The following is a 16,908-nucleotide window of genomic DNA, read 5'->3' as shown; positions in this document are numbered from 1 at the left end:
CAAGCCATGGCCTATTATCCCAAGAAAATAGCCGATTTTTAGGGCATTTTTAGCGTTTAACCTTCTAACAAACTTTAACTTGTCTAACCCTAACAGATATATATTTTCACAAAGGATAAGGGGAGGGCGCACAACCGCACGCCTCGCTTTGGGACGGGCAACAGATACGATACAAAAAGCCGGTTGTTACGCGCGGTTATCTTCAACCCGAATGGCGTTAGAAATCGCATTCGCGCTGTCACGCAGGGCAAGCGTAAGCCTGTCTAATCCATCCGCAACGGCCCGTGGTTGAAGATAAGGGATGGTCAAAGCGGCAATGGCTTTATCGCCGCGCATAATCGGGGCCGCAACGTCGGTAATCCCTTGATAGACACTACTAGGTTGTTGCACGGTTCCAACTTCGCGAACGACATTCGCCTGTTCGCGCAAGGCTTTAATCTTGTCCTTTGACAATTTGGGCGACAGCATCGATTCCAGTTCCGCCCGCCCGTCATCGGATTGAAAAGCATAAATTGCCAATCCCGACCCAGAAAGTGTGAGAGGCTTCCGATACCCAATGCGCACCGAAAATCCAATTTGTTGCGGGGCTTCCATACGCGCGATAACGACGATGTCGCTTTTAGATAGCAAAGCCAAATGACAGGATTGACCGCTCGCAATTGACAGATCGCGCATGATCGGCAGGGCGACTTCGACCAAATTACGAACCGGCGGGCGGCCCAAACCCAGTTCGAACAAGCGAGAGGTCAGGCGCAGACCGTTGTCGCTTTGCTCAATATAGCCACGTGCTTCCAAAACCTGCGTCATACGAAATAATTCGCCATGGGACCGGCCCAGCTTTTGGACAATTTCTGTAAAGGACAGCGCATCGCCGTTGGACAGCAATTCTAATATATCCAAACCCTTTTCCAGAGCTGGTGCGCGATATATTTTCTTGTCTGTTTCAATGGTCATAAATGCTCTGCATCGTGCTGGAATTATTTGGAAACCATGCGTCAATTTGGCCCGAAAGCCAATATTATTCGCTTGTTCCTAGCGGATTTTGGTGGACAGCAACAATATTTATATTTGCATATGTAAAAAATGCATCATATATAAATATTGTCACCAATAAGCATGAAGAGCGGCGGCTGACAGGGGAGGGGAGATAGCGACGACTAAAGTTGCCGCCTATGTTGCCCTTTCCTTTCTGTAACAGGGTGGACTGGCACCCCTTTGCTTGCTGTTAGCCGCCGCTTCTTTTTTGCTGCCGTGTGACGGGGGAAATAAGTGGCATTGGTGGGGAATGAGAGGGATGAGATTTTGCGTTTTGGGGCCTATCGAACGCGTCCGGCGTAACTATTCCAGCCAACCCTCTAAGAGGTCATCCAACACCATCAGATCATGACCGTTTCGCGGATTCACAGATGACCAAAACATGCGGCACATATTGAGAGGGAATATAAGGGGCACTTGTGGCGAAAATAGTTCATATTGAATTGTTCATGGTTGATCTGTTGCCCAAGGTGCGGCGGGAAGATGCCATTCAATCGTTCGTCAGCCAGGAAACCCCCATTGTGCGCATCCGAGATGCGGATGGCGTAGAGGGGATCGGCTATAGCTATACGATCGGTACGGGCGGCTGGTCGGTGATGGCGCTGATCCAGCATAGCTTGGCCCCTTTGGTGCTGGGCCGTGATGGCGACGAGCCCGAGGCGATTTGGCGCGATATGCTGCGCATCACTCATGCGACATCGGTTGGCGCGATCACGGCGCTGGCGATGGCAGCCATTGATACGGCCTTATGGGATTTGCGCTGCAAGCGGGCGGGCTTGCCGCTGCACAAATTTGCAGGCGGGGCGCAGGCGTCCATTCCCACCTATACAACCGAGGGTGGCTGGCTGCACCTGACAAGCGATGAATTGGTCGCTGGCGCATTAGAGGCGCAGGCAGAGGGGTTTCAGGGTTGCAAGATCAAAATTGGCCGATCTCCGCAGGAGGATGTCGAGCGATTGTCCGCCGTTCGGGCCGCGGTTGGGCCGAAGTTTGAGATTTTTACCGATGCCAACCAAGCTTTTACGTCCGATGACGTGATCCGCCGCGCGCATTTGCTGGCGCCGCTTAATTTGGGGTGGATCGAGGAACCTTTGCCCGCCGACGATGTGGCAGGTCATATCCGCTTGTCGCAATCCACCCCCATTCCGGTGGCGGTGGGGGAGAGTATTTACAGCATGTCGCATTTCCGCGAATATCTGGAGCGCGGGGCTTGTTCGATCATTCAGGTGGATGTGGCGCGCATTGGCGGCATCACGCCATGGTTGAAAGTGGCGCATATGGCCGAATGTTTTAACATATCGGTTGCGCCGCATTTTCTGATGGAATTGCATGTGTCGCTATGTGCGGCAGTGCCCAACGCCCGCTGGGTGGAATATATACCGCAGCTGGATGCCATCACCCATAGCGGGATAAAGATTGAACAAGGCCGCGCCATTCCCAGCGATGTCCCTGGCTTGGGTATCGATTGGGATATGGACGCCATTGCGCAGATGACGTTGATGCACGAAATTTTGGCCTAAACCGCCCGTCAGCTAGAGGCAGAGGCAAAGGTTTGCCATGCGGGCAATTGGGCCAAGAATTTGCTGATCAGTTTCAGCACCATATCCGGCATTTCGCGGTGCGGCATATGGTGACAATCTGGCAAAATCACGGCCTGAACAGGGGTTTTGGCGTGGGCCGCAATGCGCTGGGGGTGGGCGCTCGACCCATATTCGTCCTGATCGCCGTGCAAGGCCAAAATGGGGCAGGCGATACGGCCAAGCTCTGCATCTAGTGACCAGTGAGCAAAGGCAGGGCCTAGCCATGTTTCAATCCATGCATCCAACACCCAGCGGGACTTATCGCCATGATATTTCGCCAGCCGTTCCATTTGGCCCGCATCCTGAAAGGCGCTTTTGGCTTGGCGAATGCCGTCCAGCGTCCGGTCTTCGGTAAAGGCTTGGGCCGCTATGCTGATGACGCCGTCTGTCACATCAGGAAAAGCGGCAGCAGCAGCCAGCGCCATGCCGCCGCCTACGCTGTGGCCTAGCAAGATCATATGGTCGATATGAAAGGCATGGCGCAGCGGTGCCAGCCCATGTTCGGCCTCTGCTTGGACAAAATAGGATTGTAACAGGGTGCTATTATGATCGGATTGCCCAAATCCTAGGCGATCATAGGCAATGACGCTGCGTTGGCTGGCCTGCGCCAATAACATCGGAAAATCGCGCCATTGTTGAACCGACCCCAGACTGTCATGAAATAAAATGATCGGCGCTCGCTGGGCCAGCAAGTCGCTGCGCCAACAGCGGGTGAACAAACGCCCCTGCGGCGTCGTGATAAAGCGATCAATGGGAAGGGGGCTGGACATAAACATGCACTAGCATGTTGTTTCCGTGTTTAAAAAAGAAATTACCCTAGCAGTTTTAATGGGGCAGGGGGTGTTGGCGCCGAAGCCGTCAGCCGATTGGCGTAGCCAAAATAGAGCGGTCGAGATGGTTCATGTCTGTCACACCTGTCAGGGCCATCGCGGTGCGCATTTCTTGGGCCATCATGTCCAACAATCGCACAACCCCTTGTTCGCCCTGTGCGGCCAAGGCCCACAGCCACGCACGGCCCAGCATCACGCCATCCGCGCCCAGCGCCAACATGCGTACCACGTCCAGCCCCGACCGAACGCCGCCGTCGACCAAGATGGTCAGCCGATCCGCCACCGCGTCGGCCATGGCGGGCAGGGCGCGGGCGGTGGACAAGACGCCGTCCAATTGGCGGCCACCATGATTGGACACGACAATGGCATCGGCCTGCATATTCGCTGCTTCGCGGGCATCTTCGGGATCCAAAATCCCCTTAATTACCAGCTTGCCGTGCCAATTGTCACGAATCCAGCCAAGGTCTGCCCATGTGATCGACGGGTCAAAATTGGCCCCCAACCAGCCCATATAATCATTTAGCCCGCTGTCCTTGCCCAGCACCGGCGTTAAATTGCCCAAACGGTGCGGGCGGCCCCACAGGCCAACGTCCCACGCCCATTTGGGATGGGTCATGGCTTGTAATACCCGTTTTATGGGCGCATTGGGGCCGGACATGCCAGAATGCATATCGCGATAGCGGCTGCCCGGTACGGGCATATCGACGGTGAAGACCAAGGTCGACACACCGCATTCCCGCGCTGTCGCCAGCAGGTCTAGCATGAAGGCGCGGTCGCGAATGACATAAAGCTGGAACCACAGCGCGCCATTGGACGCAGCCCGCACCTCTTGCAGGGAACAGAGGCTGACGGTGGAAAGGGTGAAGGGAACGCCGCGTGCATGGGCTGCGCGGGCCGCCTGTGTTTCGCCGCGCCGCCGATACATGCCGCTGATTCCCACCGGACCCAAGATGATCGGCAAGGCCAAGTCTTGGCCCAGCAAATTGGTAGACAGGCTGATGTTCGACACGTCATGCAGCACGCGTTGACGCAACCGGATTTGGTTCAGGTCCGCGATATTGGCGGCCATGGTCGTTTCACTGGTCGCCCCGCCATCGGCATAATCAAATAAAAATCGGGGCAAACGCGCCCGTGCCGCGGGATAGAAATCGGCGGGGGACCCAATGATCATGCTTGATCTGCCAAATTATACACGCGGCGCATTTCGGCCCATCCGACGGCATCTGCGCCATCAATCGGGCTTTGGAGGCTGGATGTCAGCACATCCCATGCGCGGATTTCGGCGTTGCTATGATCGGCTTGGCCGAAACCGTCGAACGTCTCTGTCACCTCGCAGATCATGACCAAGCGATTGGCAACGCGCCATATTTCCATGTCGATGATGCCCGCGCTGCGCAAATTGGCGTTGACGGGGGCAGGGACAGCGCCCGCCGCGTGAATGCGGTCATATTCGGCAATGGCGGCGGCATCATCCCGCAAGTCCAGCGCCAAACATAAGCGTTTGCTGTTGGTCATTCGTTGCTCCATCCGCCATCGACAATATGCAAGGCCCCCGTGGTAAAAGATGATACATCCGACGCCAAATAAAGCGCAAGCTCGGCAATTTCCTCTGCCGTGCCGATGCGGCCCATGGGTTGGCGCGCAATAAATTGGGTGCGCGCTGCCTCGGCATCGCCGGTCGCGGCCAAGCGTTCGTCCAAACTGGGGGATTGCACCGTGCCGGGGCAAATAGCGTTGCAGCGAATGCCTTGGCGGACATAATCCGCCGCGACCGATTTGGTCAGGCCGATCAGCGCGGCTTTTGATGCGCCATAAGCAAAGCGATTGGCGACCCCCAAAATCGAACTGGCGACCGATGCCATATTGATGATCGACCCGCCCCCATTGTTCAACATGGCGGGCAGCATGGCTTGGATCATCCGCATCGGCGCGTGAACATTCAGGTCGAAGGACAGCTGATAATTGCGGTCCTCCACCGTTAAAATGGTCGACGCATCAACAAATCCGGCGCAGTTAAACAGCACATCGACCGCGCGTTGCGATGCCCCAAATTCTGCTATGGCAGCGGCGTTTGTCAGGTCGATGACATGGCGGCTATGGACTTGAAGCGACGACAGACTGGCTTCATTGATATCCAGCGCCATCACCTCCGCCCCTTCGCGGGTGAAAAGTTCGGCGCTGGCGCGGCCAATGCCTTGGCCAGCGCCCGTAATGACACAGCGTTTGCCAGCCAGACGGCCTGTCGGATGGGGCGCGGCGGGTGCGGCGGCCCTCATGCGTTCACCATGCGATGGTGTTGGGTGCCCAACCCTTCGATGCCCAAATGGACAATATCCCCCGCCTTCAGATATTTGGGCGGATTTTGCCCCAATCCCACGCCCGCTGGCGTTCCGGTGGAAATAATATCGCCGGGCATCAAGGTCATATAGCGGCTGATATGGCTGACCAATTCCGCGACGCCAAAGACCATATTGGCCGATGACCCGTCTTGATAGCGATGGCCGTTAACATCCAGCCACATCGCCAAATTTTGCGGGTCCGCAACTTCGTCGGCGGTCAGTAACCACGGACCGATGGGACCAAAGCTGTCACAGCTTTTGCCTTTCACCCATTGGCCGCCATGTTCCAGTTGAAATTCGCGTTCGGACAGATCGTTAATCAGCACATAGCCTGCGACATGCTGCATCGCCTGTTCGACCGACACATCGCGCGCGACATCGCCAATCACCACGCCCAATTCCACTTCCCAATCGGTTTTCACCGACCCGCGCGGAATGATCGTGTCATCATTGGGGCCGCAAATGGCGGTGGTGGCCTTCATGAAAATGATCGGCTGGGTCGGAATATCTGCGTCCGTTTCTGCCGCATGGTCCCGAAAATTGAGGCCGACACAGATGAATTTACCAACCCCTGCCACAGCCGCCCCAATGCGGCTGTCGGCAGGCAGAGCGGGCAGGGCGGCAAGGTCCAGCTTGGCCAGCGCGGCGCGGCCCGCCTGTGTCAGCACATCGCCCGAAATGTCAGACACGATAGCGCTCAGGTCGCGGGCGATGCCCTGATCGTCAATCGCGGCGGGTTTTTCTTGCCCTGCTTGGCCATAGCGCGCCAGTTTCATCTATCCTTATCCCTTTATATTTATCGAATAAAATTCTGCGGCAGCGCCGTGGAACAAGCGCTCGGCGTCGATGGTACCTGCCGCCCACGCCGCGCATTGTTGATACCAATCGCCCCACTGGTCGCCCGCCAAATGCAGCACCGGCCAATCGCTGCCCCACATCAGGCGCGGGCCAAATTGGCGGATAATCTGCTGCGCATAAGGCGTCAGATTATCGGCGGGCTGGTCTGGGCTTTGTTCGGTGCGAAGGCCGGACAATTTGCACCACAGGCCTTGGTCTGCCAGCATCATCATATCATCGCGCCATTTGGCATCAGGGGCGGCGGCAATGCGCGGCTTTGCCGCATGGTCGATCACGATGGGCAGTTGGGGATAGCGGGCGGCGAAGCGTGCCAGCATCGGCAAATGGCGCGGCTGAACGAGGGCATCGAGCCGCAAGCCATGGTCGATCATGGCATAGATGGCCGGCGCCAGATCATCGCGCAGCAACCAATCGGTATCGGGGATGGATTGCAGCATGGGCCGCAACCCGCGCAGCAGCGGGTGGCGGGCCAGCGCCGCAATTTGGCGCGGCGCATCATCGGCCAGTAAATCAGCCCAGCCGACCACCGCTTGTACCAAGGGAGCCTTTGCCGCCCGTTCCAGCATCCACGCTGTGTCGCGGGCGTCCGGCTGCGATTGCACCAAGACGCTAGCGACCAGTTGGGGCGCGCTATCGATGCCTATCGCTTGTGATGATGCGGCTTCGTCGGTTAGATCGCGGATTTCAAAATCGCGGTAAATGGCGGCCTCGTCAGGCTTCGGCCATTGGTGATGCGCGGCTCTGATCTGCCAACTATGGTGGTGGGCGTCGATAATCTTCATGACTGTCATCCGCCCGCCTGCGGTGCGTCCGCCAATATGGGGTTGGGCGTTGTGCCATGGGGCGTTGGGGCATTTTGTGGCAACAGCCCTGCTTGCTTCATGTCGGTCCATAAATCATCGGGGATGGATTGGTGATACAGGCGCATGCTGTGCTCCACCTGCGCCGTGCTGGACAGTCCGACCAACACCGACACCACCTGTGGATGAGCCAGCGCAAAGGCCAAAGCCGCAGCGGGCAGGGGAATCTGATGGTCGGCGCATATCGCCTCTAGGTGCCGGACACGGTCGATGATGTGCGGGGGCGCAGGGGCATAATCATAATGAATTGGTTCCTCATGGGCCGTCCCTGTCGCCAAAATGCCGCTATTATACACCCCGCCGATCACCACGGATGTTCCGCGTGCGGCGCAGAGCGGGAAAAATTCGTCCAATGGGCTATGTTCCAATAAGCTGTAGCGCCCAGCCAATAAGATCATGTCCAAATGGGCATGGTCCATCACCTGTTGGCATATCTGCCATTCATTGACGCCGACCCCAAAGGCCTTGATGACTCCGCTTGTTCGCAATTCTTCCAGCGCGCGAAGCCCGCCGCCTTTGGTCAATTGGGTGAAATATATGTCGTGGCGCGGCCCATGGGTTAAGGGACCGATATCGTGAACATAAAGAATATCAATGGATGCCAGCCCCAGCCTTTGCTGGCTGTCCTCCAAAGATCGCATGACGCCGTCATAGCTATAATCAAAGGTCCGATCAAAAGGCAGATCAGATGCAAAGCCTTCGCGGATTTCGCCCTTCGGTAGGCTGGCATTGGCTTTTAACAACCGTCCCACCTTGGTGGAGACAAGGATATGATCTTGACCCCGCATAAAATCGCCAACGCGTCGCTCTGACAGGCCGTGCCCATAATGGGGGGCGGTGTCGATATAGCTGATCCCCTGTCGGGCAGCGGTGGTCAGGATATGGCGGGCATCATCGTCCGCAATGGCATGATATAAATTGCCAAGGGATGCTGCGCCAAAAGATAATTCTGGCAAACGCAGCGCGGCATTGGATGATGCGACCTCCCGAAATTTCATGCCCAGTCTTTCATCTTTAGGCGCAAATGACCGTGCCTAGCTGCCTTATGAGGCGTGTTGATGTGTCACATATAAAAAATATATCATATATGCAATTGCTGAGCAGGGGATTTTACCGCCATTGGCGCTGCGTTGTGCAAAATTCTGGTGTCGCCGCGCGATAGGCGGCATAGCTTAACATATATCTGACGTTGGGGCGGATGATGAGTTGACAATAAGATGCGCCGCATAATCACTTTTTTGGGCCAGAAAGCCGCTCTTTATCTGTTGTTGGTTGTGGTGATTGGCCTTGCGACCATCACGGTGCCTTGGGTGCAAGAGATTTGGGCCGGAGCGCGGCAGGCCGAGCAGCGCCAAACAGCCTTACAGCAAGCAGACCAGATTTTGCGCCGCGAAGCCGGCAGTGCGGCGGCGGCATTTCGCACACAGGCGGGTCCGCTTCGCCAACAAAGCCTGACGGAATTGGACGCCCAAAAAACACGCCTATTGGCTGAACGCGCGGATTTGCAAAAACAAATGGATAGGGCGCGCCCCGCTTGGGTGCTGGCGATCAGCGATCAACAGGCGCTATTGGATGGGCAGCGGCGCAAATTGCGGGCCGCCATGATTGACCAGCAAGTGGCAGCGATTGATGCCGCCCGCGCCGCGGTGGACAGCGATGGGCGGTCGATATTGGCCCAGCAAAATGTTGCTGCGCAGAGGCAGGCTTTGGCCCAGCAGCAACAGCTTTGCAGCGCGGCTGCGCAGCGTTTGCAAGATTATGAAGCGCGCTGGCATTGGCGCTGGCGACAATGGATTGAAAGTGCCGATCACCGCGCTTTGGTGGCGCAAAAAGCGCAAAGCTGCGCCGCGCGCGATCAGGCGCAGCGCGCGGTTCAACGCTTTCAAGCGGCAGCGCGCTATCAGCAACAGGCCCAGCAAGCGGCGGATAGCGCCTTTGCCAGCGCCGCCCAAACCACGCAGAAAATCGATGCGGCGGGCCGTGACTTGGCAGCGGATGCCGCAAAGGCAGCTGTGATTTTGTCGGGCAGTGTGCCCGAAAAATTGCGGCTGTGGGCGGCGCAAATTGGCTTGGCATCCTTGATGTGGAAGGCGGCAGCGGCATTGCTGGTCATCATGATGACACCGCTGATCTTGCGCTTGTTCCTTTATTATATCTTGGCCCCCATTGCGATGCGGCGTCCTTATATTCGCCTGCATATTCCCGCTGCGATGGGGCAAGCCATTGCGCCGTCCTTGCCATCGGTCACATCGCTGGCGGTGCGATTGGGTGCGGGGCAGGAATTGCTGGTTCGGCAGGATTATTTGCAAAGCAGCAGCCATGCTAGCAGCAAAAGCACGCGCTGGTTTCTGGATTGGCGGCGGCCTTTGGTCAGTCTGGTGTCGGGCCTGAGCTTCCTGACCTGTTTGCGCGGGGACGGAGAGATGACCAATGTGTCGGCCATCAACGACGGATTTGCTGAGGTGACATCGCTGAACTTGAATGAAGGCGCGGCTTGTGTGCTGCAACCGCGCGCGCTGGCGGCGGTGGTCCAGCCGATTGGCCGTCCGGTGCGTATCACCAGCCACTGGCGGCTATTATCACTGAACGCATGGCTGACGATGCAGCTGCGCTATTTGGTGTTCCACGGGCCGGCGCGTTTGATCCTAAAGGGCGGGCGCGGGGTGCGGGTGGAAATGGCCGAGCAAGGACGGATTTTCGGCCAAGATCAGCTGGTCGGATTCTCGGCAGACCTATCCTATTCCGTCACCCGCACCGAAACATTTTGGCCTTATTTTCTGGGGCGCGAACCGTTGCTGAAAGACCGTGTGTTGGCGGGGCAGGGGGTGCTGATTGTCGAGGAAGCGCCAAAGACGAGGCGGGACGCTCATGAACGGCGCGGACTGGAAGGGATGCTGGATGCCCTGTTGAAATTATTCGGTCTGTGATGCGTCTTGTGTGATGATCGCGGCCAATGCGGCGGCCACGCGGCGCAGGGTTTCGGGGGCGGACCACATGGGGTGGCCGCGGCTGTGGTCAGACAGCTCTGCTTCGCGTCCGGAAATAATCCCGCCTAGCGCGGCCCCCATGAATACTAGTCGCTGGTTCAACACATCGGCGGGCATGTCGGCGCATAACCGGCGAACATCATCCAGACAGCGCAAATAGCCAGAATTCCACCGCCCAGCCAAGGCATCCATAAACAAGGCGCGGTTGGACATTTGCATCCCGACGATAAAGCGGGTGTAGCTTTCCCCCCAAATGGGCGGGTTGGGGTCGATCGAGCTATCGACCAAAATTTCCATGACTTGGCGCACCGTGGATGGTCCGCCCGACGCTTGTGCGGCGTCTAAGGCTGCGTTGCGGCGCTGATCAATAGCCTTGGCCCCGTCGACGATTAATTCGCGGATTAGCGCGTCTTTCGAACCGAAATAATAGGTGATCGCATTGTGGTTTTTCTGTCCCGCCGCGTCAGCAATTTGGCGGACGCTGACCCCGTCAATGCCATGCTGGGCGAATAACCGCAGCGCCACCAGCTTGATCTGCTTGGCGGCGTCGCTGGACGGTGAAGGGGGCGTTTGGGGCATCGGCGACATTTGCCATTGACATTAGGAGGCGTCAATTCCATTTATCCAAATGGATAAAGTGAAAATTTTGGGTAGAGGCCATGAAAGACGTCAACATTCCAGCGCTGATGCGTTGGATGGACGAACAGCGTGTCGGCACGGGGCCGATCATGGATGCGCGGCTGTTGTCGGGCGGCACGCAGAATATTTTGATGCATTTTCGGCGCGGCACAGATGAATATGTGCTGCGCCGACCGCCACCGGTTTTGCGGCCAAACAGCAATGAAACCATGAGCCGCGAGGCGCGCGTGCTGGCCGCGTTGCACGGCAGTGATGTGCCGCACCCGCGCTTGATTGCGGCGTGCGCCGACGAAGCGGTACTGGGCGCGGCTTTTTACCTGATGCAGCCGATATCAGGGTTCAACCCGACGCAAGGCTTGCCTGCGCTGCACAGCCAAAATGCCGCCATGCGGCACCGCATAGGCCTGTCGATGGTCGAAGCCATAGCAGCGCTGGGCGCGCTGGATTACCGCGCCGTCGGTCTGGATGGGTTTGGCAAGCCCGACAATTATTTGGAACGCCAAGTCGGGCGATGGAAAGCCCAGCTTGCCAGCTATGGCGACATGCCGGGATGGGCGGGGCCGCAAGGCTTGGTGGGGGTTGACCTTGTGGGGGCATGGCTGGACGCCCACCGACCCAGCGATTTCCAAGCGGGCATCATCCATGGCGATTTCCATCTGGCCAATGTGATGGTGCGCCCCGATAGCGGCGATTTGGCGGCCGTGGTCGATTGGGAATTAAGCACCATTGGCGACCCCTTGCTCGATTTGGGCTGGCTGTTGGCGACATGGCCCGAAGGGGACATGCCGGACGCCACCGATGTCGCCGTGCGGCCGTGGGACGGATTTGCCACCGCGGGCGAATTATCGGCCCATTACGCCAAGGTCAGTGGCCGCAATTTGGATGCGCTGGATTGGTATGTTGTGCTGGCCTGTTTCAAACTGGGCATCATCCTAGAGGGGACCCATGCACGGGCCTGCGCCGGAAAAGCGCCCAAGGAAACCGGCGACCGTTTGCATGCCCATGCGATCCATCTGTTTGAACGGGCGCTGCGCCGCATCGCCTGAGCCCATCATCCACAACAAACCATTTTCCGCAACAAAAGAGAATGATCCATGCAATCAGACACAGATTTTACGGGCAAAATGGTGCTGGTGGTCGGCGGGTCCAGCGGCATTGGCAATGGCATAGCCCACGCCTTTAGCCAGCGCGGCGCGCAGGTGCATGTCTGGGGCACGCGCGCCAGCGCAGCAGATTATGACGCGGCCGATGGGTCGGACCTGACGGGGCTGGGCTATAGCGCCGTGGATGTCGGCGACCCCGACGCTATTGACGCTGCACCCGCCCCCTTTGACGGCTTGGATATTTTAATCTTGTGCCAAGGCACGGTCGCCTATCGCCGCGCAGAATTTGAGCGCGAGGCGTGGGACCGGGTGATGGCGGTCAATCTGGACAGTTTGATGCACATCGCCCGCAAATTTCGCAGCCCGCTGTCGGCGGCGGCGGGGTCGATTGTCATCGTCAGTTCGATTTCCGGCCTGAAAGCCAATGTCGGCAACCCCGCTTATGCGGCGTCCAAGGCAGGGGCGATCAGCCTGACCAAGACATTGGGCCAAGCCTTTGCGGCGGATGGCATAAGGGTGAATGGTCTGGCCCCCGGATTGGTCGATACCAAGCTGACCAAAGTAACCACCCAAAATGAGGCGCGCTTAAACGGGGCCTTGGCCAATATCCCCCAACGCCGTGTCGGCACGCCGCAAGACATGGCGGGCGCGGCTATTTTTCTGGCGTCACCCCTTGCGTCCTATGTGACGGGGCACACGCTGGTCGTCGATGGGGGCTTGTCGCTTTAGGCCGATCCGCTCCCACTTCCACTTCGTGAATTTCCAACATTTCCTCCCTTGGCGGCATAGCGCCCTAATTTTGCAAAGGCATGATATGAACTTTGAATTTAGCGACAAGGTCGCCGCGCTGATCGCGCAAGTCGAAGCCTTTATGGACGAGCATATCTATCCCAATGAACGGGCCTATTCCGACTTTGTGCAGGACCAGAATAATCGCTGGCAAGAATGGCCGATGATGGAGGAATTAAAGGCCAAAGCCCGTGCAAAAGGCCTGTGGAACCTGTTCTTGCCCCATGAATATGGCGAATTTTCACCGGGCCTGACCAATTTGGAATATGCGCCCTTGGCCGAAATATTTGGCCGCGTGCCATGGTCCAGCCAAGTGTTCAACTGTTCCGCGCCCGATACCGGCAATATGGAGGTGTTGGCCAAATTTGGGTCCAAGGCGCAGCAGGACAAATGGCTGACGCCCCTGCTGAACGGGGAAATCCGCTCGGCTTATGTGATGACCGAACCGCAAGTGGCGTCGTCGGACGCGACCAATTTGGAATTGTCGATCATCCCCGACGGCGATGATTATGTGATCAATGGCCGCAAATGGTGGATTTCCAATGCCATGCACCCGCGCTGTGATCTGTTCATTGTGATGGGAAAAACGGATTTTGACGCGCCGCGCCATGCCCAGCATTCGCAAATTTTGGTGCCGCGTGACACGGCGGGCATTTCCGTGGTGCGCCATTTGACGGTCTTTGGTTCCTATAATTCACCGGGCGGCGAAGTGGAATTGCTGTTCGACAATGTGCGGGTGCCCAAGGAAAATCTGATTTTGGGCGAAGGGCGGGGCTTTGAGATTGCGCAAGGCCGTTTGGGGCCAGGCCGCATTCACCATTGTATGCGGTCCATTGGGCAAGCCCAGCGCGCGCTGGAATATATGGCGCGCCGTGTGGACAGCCGTGTGGCCTTTGGCAAAAAATTGGCGGACCAAAGCAGCATTCGGCAAGATGTCGCGAAAAGCTTTTGCGAAGTGGAAATGGCCCGTCTGCTGACCCTTAAGGCCGCCGATGCGATGGATCGATATGGCAATAAACAGGCCAAGGATCTCATCGCCGCGATCAAGGTCATTGCCCCGACGATGGCCCAAACAGTCGCGGACCGCGCCATTCAGGCGCATGGCGGCATGGGTGTCAGCGGCGATACGCCGATCGCCAGCTTCTTTACGCTGAACCGTTATGTCCGCCTGACCGATGGCCCCGAGGAAGTGCATATGTCCCAGCTTGGAAAGCAAAAAATCGCGGAATATGTCGCCGCGAAAGCCCGTTAACCCAAGGGAGAGAAGCGATGAAGGCCCTGCGTTATTATGGCACGCGCGATATACGCTATGAAAGCATGGACGATCCGACCCCCCAGTCCGACCGTGATGCGATTATCAAGGTGGACGCTTGCTCTATTTGTGGCAGCGATTTGCACATATATCATGGGCATGGTTTTTCCGAAGATGTCGGATTTTGCGTGGGCCATGAAGCGGTGGGCGAAGTGGTCGAAGTTGGGCGCGGCGTATCGCGGCTGAAGGTGGGGGACAAGGTGATGATCCCCGCCGCTGTCGGGTGCGGCGCGTGCCGATCTTGTTTGTCGGGCGTCGTCGCCTTGTGCGAATATTCGCTGGGCAGTTGCTATGGATTGTCCGCCCAATTGCAAGGGTCACAGGCCGAAGCCGTGCGGGTTCCGGCGGCGGACAGCAATGCCGTGCTGATACCGGACGGCGTGTCGGCGGATCAGGCGTTGATGATGACCGATGCCATGGCTACCGCATGGTATGGCGCCCGCAACGCTGATATCGGCCCCGGAAGTAGCGTGGCGATCATTGGTCTGGGGCCGATTGGCCTGATGGCGGTGGACAGTGCGTTTATCATGGGCGCGCATGTGGTTTATGCTATTGACCCCATTGCCGAACGGCGCGCCTTGGCCCAGCAAGCAGGGGCCATTGCCCTGCACCCCGACGGCGCGCTCGATGCCATTAAAGAAGCAACCAAGGGCCAGAAATTGGACTGTGTTGTCGAAGTGGTGGGCCATGATAGCACCGTCGATTTGGCCCTGCGCTTGGTGCGGCGGCGCGGCACGGTGTCGGTGATTGGGGTGCAGCAATCGCGGCGTTTCCCCTTCCCCTTGGAACGGGCGTTCGCAGCGGGGCTGACCTTCCGCGCGGGGACATGTTCGGTGCCCGAAGAATTGCCGACCCTGTTCCTGCTGGTGCAATCGGGCCGTTTGCGTCCCGAAAAATATATCAGCCACCGACTGCCGCTGCGTGACGGGGCCGCAGCCTATCAATTGTTTGAAGCGCGCGAAGCGGGGGCGCTGAAAATGGTGCTGACACCCGATTGAGTGGATAGGCGGGTGGTTGGCGGTCGGGGTGAAATTGAGACGCCCTGACCACTTCGCTGATTGGAGCCGCCGCCACCGGCGACAAGATATGGCTGCGGACCTGCCTAGGCGGTGGGCGGCGGTGCGGGCGAAAGGCTGCCGCGCTCAAAGCGGATATTCCCGACCAGATTTTTCGGGTCCATTCTATCTTTGATTGCGGCCGTCAATTGCCGCTCTGGCGCCGATTTCAGCCGATCGTAAAATCCCTGATTATAAGGGCCAAGCCCATGTTCCGCGCTGAACGAGCCGTGAAATTCGGTAGTGATCAAATCATAAAGGGCGGTGCGCAGGCGGGCGATCATCGGGGCGCGGTCTTCGCGGGCAGGGCCAATGTCATTGGGCCACACCAGGTTGAAATGATCACCGCCATCGCCGCAATGGCCAAAATCGCACAGGATCAGTTGCGGAAATTCCCGCTCAATCAGATCAATTGCCGCGGCGCGAAAGGCGGGTAGGGCCGATCGCTGGACCGAAATATCAAAGGCAATAACCTGACCCATGGCGGCGACACCGTCGCTAATGCTGTGGCGAATGGCCCAAAAATCGGCAGCCCGCCCGAACAGCACATCCTGCACCAACGCGGCAGGGCCTTCGCAGGCAGACCCCAAAATATCGACCAATATGCCATCCAGATCGGGCATGATGCGGTCTGACAGGCTGGTGCCCAATTCGACCAAAATCGCATAATCAGGAATATCGCCGCCAAAGGGGCGGCGCAGCGCAGGGTTATGGTCAAAGGCGGCCTGCATCGCACGGCGCGACATGCCCTCGCACGCCGTTAAGCTGTCGCCCAGCGCATTTTCCAGCAATCCGATGATATGGGGCACGGCGGCTTGGGTTTGCGGCACCACCAGCGCTGCGGCCGTGCGGCGGGGCACGGCGTGCAATTCGATGCGCGCGCGGGTGACAAGGCCGAAGGCGCCGCTGGTCCCAACAAATAAATGCTTCCAGTCCAGCCCGCTATTATCTTTGCGCAGCCCCGTTAAGTTGCTGAGCAAGGTGGCGTCTTGGTCGGGCAGCACCACTTCCAGTCCCAATAGGTTGCGGCGGACATCGCCATAGCGCATCATCCGCGACCCGCCGGTGTTGGTGGCGACCATGCCGCCAATGCTGGGGTCCGCGCCCAAATCAATGGGGAAGAACAGATCATGCGGCGCGGCGGCGGCGTTGATGGCGCTTAATCGCGCGCCGGCTTGCACCGTCATGCTGCGGTCCAGCGGGTCCAGCGTTTCTATGGCCGTCATATGGCCAAGGCTGATGAGGATTTGTTCTTCGCTGTCGTCGGGCGTGCTGGCCCCGACAAGGCCGGTGTTGGCCCCTTGGGCGAAAAAGCGAATATCCTGTGCGTGGCAATAGCGGATGACGGACCGCAATTGGTCGACGTCAGCCGGACGTATAAGGGCGGCGGCGCGTCCCGCGCCATAACGATAGCCGCGTTCATAGGGCGCGCGGTCGGCGTCCGAAATCAGCCCTTTTGGCCCCAGCAAAGCTGATAGGTCGCGCAACAAAGAAGAAGGAACAGCCGTCATATCGCCCCAA

At 58.1% G+C, this 16,908-nt stretch carries 16 protein-coding genes; 6 read left to right on the top strand and 10 right to left on the bottom strand.

Going from position 1 to position 16,908, the window contains the following annotated elements; translation table 11 throughout:
• Positions 1–186 precede the first annotated feature (186 nt).
• Positions 187–954: an IclR family transcriptional regulator gene (locus tag LKO31_RS14610; RefSeq protein ID WP_227691311.1), complete on the bottom strand. Its 768-nt coding sequence runs from the start codon at positions 952–954 to the stop codon at positions 187–189.
• Between the two features lie 500 nt (positions 955–1,454).
• On the opposite strand from LKO31_RS14610, the gene LKO31_RS14605 reads away from it, so the two are divergent.
• Positions 1,455–2,555: a mandelate racemase/muconate lactonizing enzyme family protein gene (locus tag LKO31_RS14605; protein WP_227691310.1), complete on the top strand. Its 1,101-nt coding sequence runs from the start codon at positions 1,455–1,457 to the stop codon at positions 2,553–2,555.
• Between the two features lie 8 nt (positions 2,556–2,563).
• On the opposite strand, the gene LKO31_RS14600 is transcribed toward LKO31_RS14605, so the two are convergent.
• The 7 genes from LKO31_RS14600 to LKO31_RS14570 all read right to left on the bottom strand — a co-directional run bounded on the left by LKO31_RS14600 (position 2,564) and on the right by LKO31_RS14570 (position 8,500).
• Positions 2,564–3,385: an alpha/beta fold hydrolase gene (locus LKO31_RS14600; protein WP_227691309.1), complete on the bottom strand. Its 822-nt coding sequence runs from the start codon at positions 3,383–3,385 to the stop codon at positions 2,564–2,566.
• An 88-nt stretch (positions 3,386–3,473) separates the two neighbouring features.
• Complete coding sequence (gene lldD, locus LKO31_RS14595) at positions 3,474–4,616, bottom strand: FMN-dependent L-lactate dehydrogenase LldD (protein ID WP_227691308.1); 1,143 nt, start codon at positions 4,614–4,616, stop codon at positions 3,474–3,476.
• Positions 4,613–4,960, bottom strand: coding sequence for an L-rhamnose mutarotase (locus LKO31_RS14590; RefSeq protein ID WP_227691307.1), 348 nt, complete (start codon positions 4,958–4,960; stop codon positions 4,613–4,615). The genes lldD and LKO31_RS14590 overlap by 4 nt, the downstream gene beginning before the upstream one ends.
• On the bottom strand, positions 4,957–5,721 hold the full coding sequence (locus LKO31_RS14585) for an SDR family oxidoreductase (RefSeq protein ID WP_227691306.1): 765 nt from the start codon (positions 5,719–5,721) through the stop codon (positions 4,957–4,959). The genes LKO31_RS14590 and LKO31_RS14585 overlap by 4 nt, the downstream gene beginning before the upstream one ends.
• Positions 5,718–6,560 carry a fumarylacetoacetate hydrolase family protein gene (locus LKO31_RS14580; protein ID WP_227691305.1) on the bottom strand — a complete coding sequence of 281 codons (843 nt, stop codon included), beginning with the start codon at positions 6,558–6,560 and terminating at the stop codon, positions 5,718–5,720. The genes LKO31_RS14585 and LKO31_RS14580 overlap by 4 nt, the downstream gene beginning before the upstream one ends.
• A gap of 6 nt (positions 6,561–6,566) precedes the next feature.
• Positions 6,567–7,433 carry an amidohydrolase family protein gene (locus LKO31_RS14575; protein ID WP_227691304.1) on the bottom strand — a complete coding sequence of 289 codons (867 nt, stop codon included), beginning with the start codon at positions 7,431–7,433 and terminating at the stop codon, positions 6,567–6,569.
• Entirely contained in the window at positions 7,430–8,500 is a 1,071-nt protein-coding gene (locus tag LKO31_RS14570) for an aldo/keto reductase (protein ID WP_227691303.1), read from the bottom strand. The genes LKO31_RS14575 and LKO31_RS14570 overlap by 4 nt, the downstream gene beginning before the upstream one ends.
• Positions 8,501–8,719: 219 nt before the next feature.
• On the opposite strand from LKO31_RS14570, the gene LKO31_RS14565 reads away from it, so the two are divergent.
• The gene (locus LKO31_RS14565) at positions 8,720–10,429 is read left to right on the top strand and encodes a hypothetical protein (RefSeq protein ID WP_227691302.1); all 1,710 of its coding nucleotides are present in this window, start codon (positions 8,720–8,722) and stop codon (positions 10,427–10,429) included.
• Here LKO31_RS14565 and LKO31_RS14560 read toward each other — a convergent pair.
• On the bottom strand, positions 10,415–11,068 hold the full coding sequence (locus LKO31_RS14560; protein ID WP_227691301.1) for a TetR/AcrR family transcriptional regulator: 654 nt from the start codon (positions 11,066–11,068) through the stop codon (positions 10,415–10,417). The genes LKO31_RS14565 and LKO31_RS14560 overlap by 15 nt on opposite strands.
• 80 nt (positions 11,069–11,148) lie before the next feature.
• Here LKO31_RS14560 and LKO31_RS14555 point away from each other — a divergent pair, with 80 nt between their 5' ends.
• From LKO31_RS14555 to LKO31_RS14540, 4 genes are all read left to right on the top strand, one after another.
• Entirely contained in the window at positions 11,149–12,174 is a 1,026-nt protein-coding gene (locus tag LKO31_RS14555; RefSeq protein ID WP_227691300.1) for a phosphotransferase family protein, read from the top strand.
• 48 nt (positions 12,175–12,222) lie between these two features.
• Positions 12,223–12,960: an SDR family NAD(P)-dependent oxidoreductase gene (locus tag LKO31_RS14550; protein WP_227691299.1), complete on the top strand. Its 738-nt coding sequence runs from the start codon at positions 12,223–12,225 to the stop codon at positions 12,958–12,960.
• A gap of 85 nt (positions 12,961–13,045) precedes the next feature.
• On the top strand, positions 13,046–14,272 hold the full coding sequence (locus LKO31_RS14545) for an acyl-CoA dehydrogenase family protein (protein ID WP_227691298.1): 1,227 nt from the start codon (positions 13,046–13,048) through the stop codon (positions 14,270–14,272).
• 17 nt (positions 14,273–14,289) lie between these two features.
• The gene (locus tag LKO31_RS14540; protein WP_227691297.1) at positions 14,290–15,330 is read left to right on the top strand and encodes an alcohol dehydrogenase family protein; all 1,041 of its coding nucleotides are present in this window, start codon (positions 14,290–14,292) and stop codon (positions 15,328–15,330) included.
• 104 nt (positions 15,331–15,434) lie between these two features.
• Here the strand turns inward: LKO31_RS14540 and LKO31_RS14535 are convergent, their stop codons facing one another.
• Entirely contained in the window at positions 15,435–16,898 is a 1,464-nt protein-coding gene (locus tag LKO31_RS14535) for an FAD-binding oxidoreductase (protein ID WP_227691296.1), read from the bottom strand.
• Between the last annotated feature and the right edge of the window lie 10 nt (positions 16,899–16,908).

The organism is Sphingopyxis yananensis (genome assembly GCF_020687785.1).
GTDB classification, from domain to species: Bacteria; Pseudomonadota; Alphaproteobacteria; order Sphingomonadales; family Sphingomonadaceae; genus Sphingopyxis; species Sphingopyxis yananensis.
Note: the sequence above shows the minus strand (reverse complement) of the source record. Positions and strands in the feature narration are given on the sequence as shown.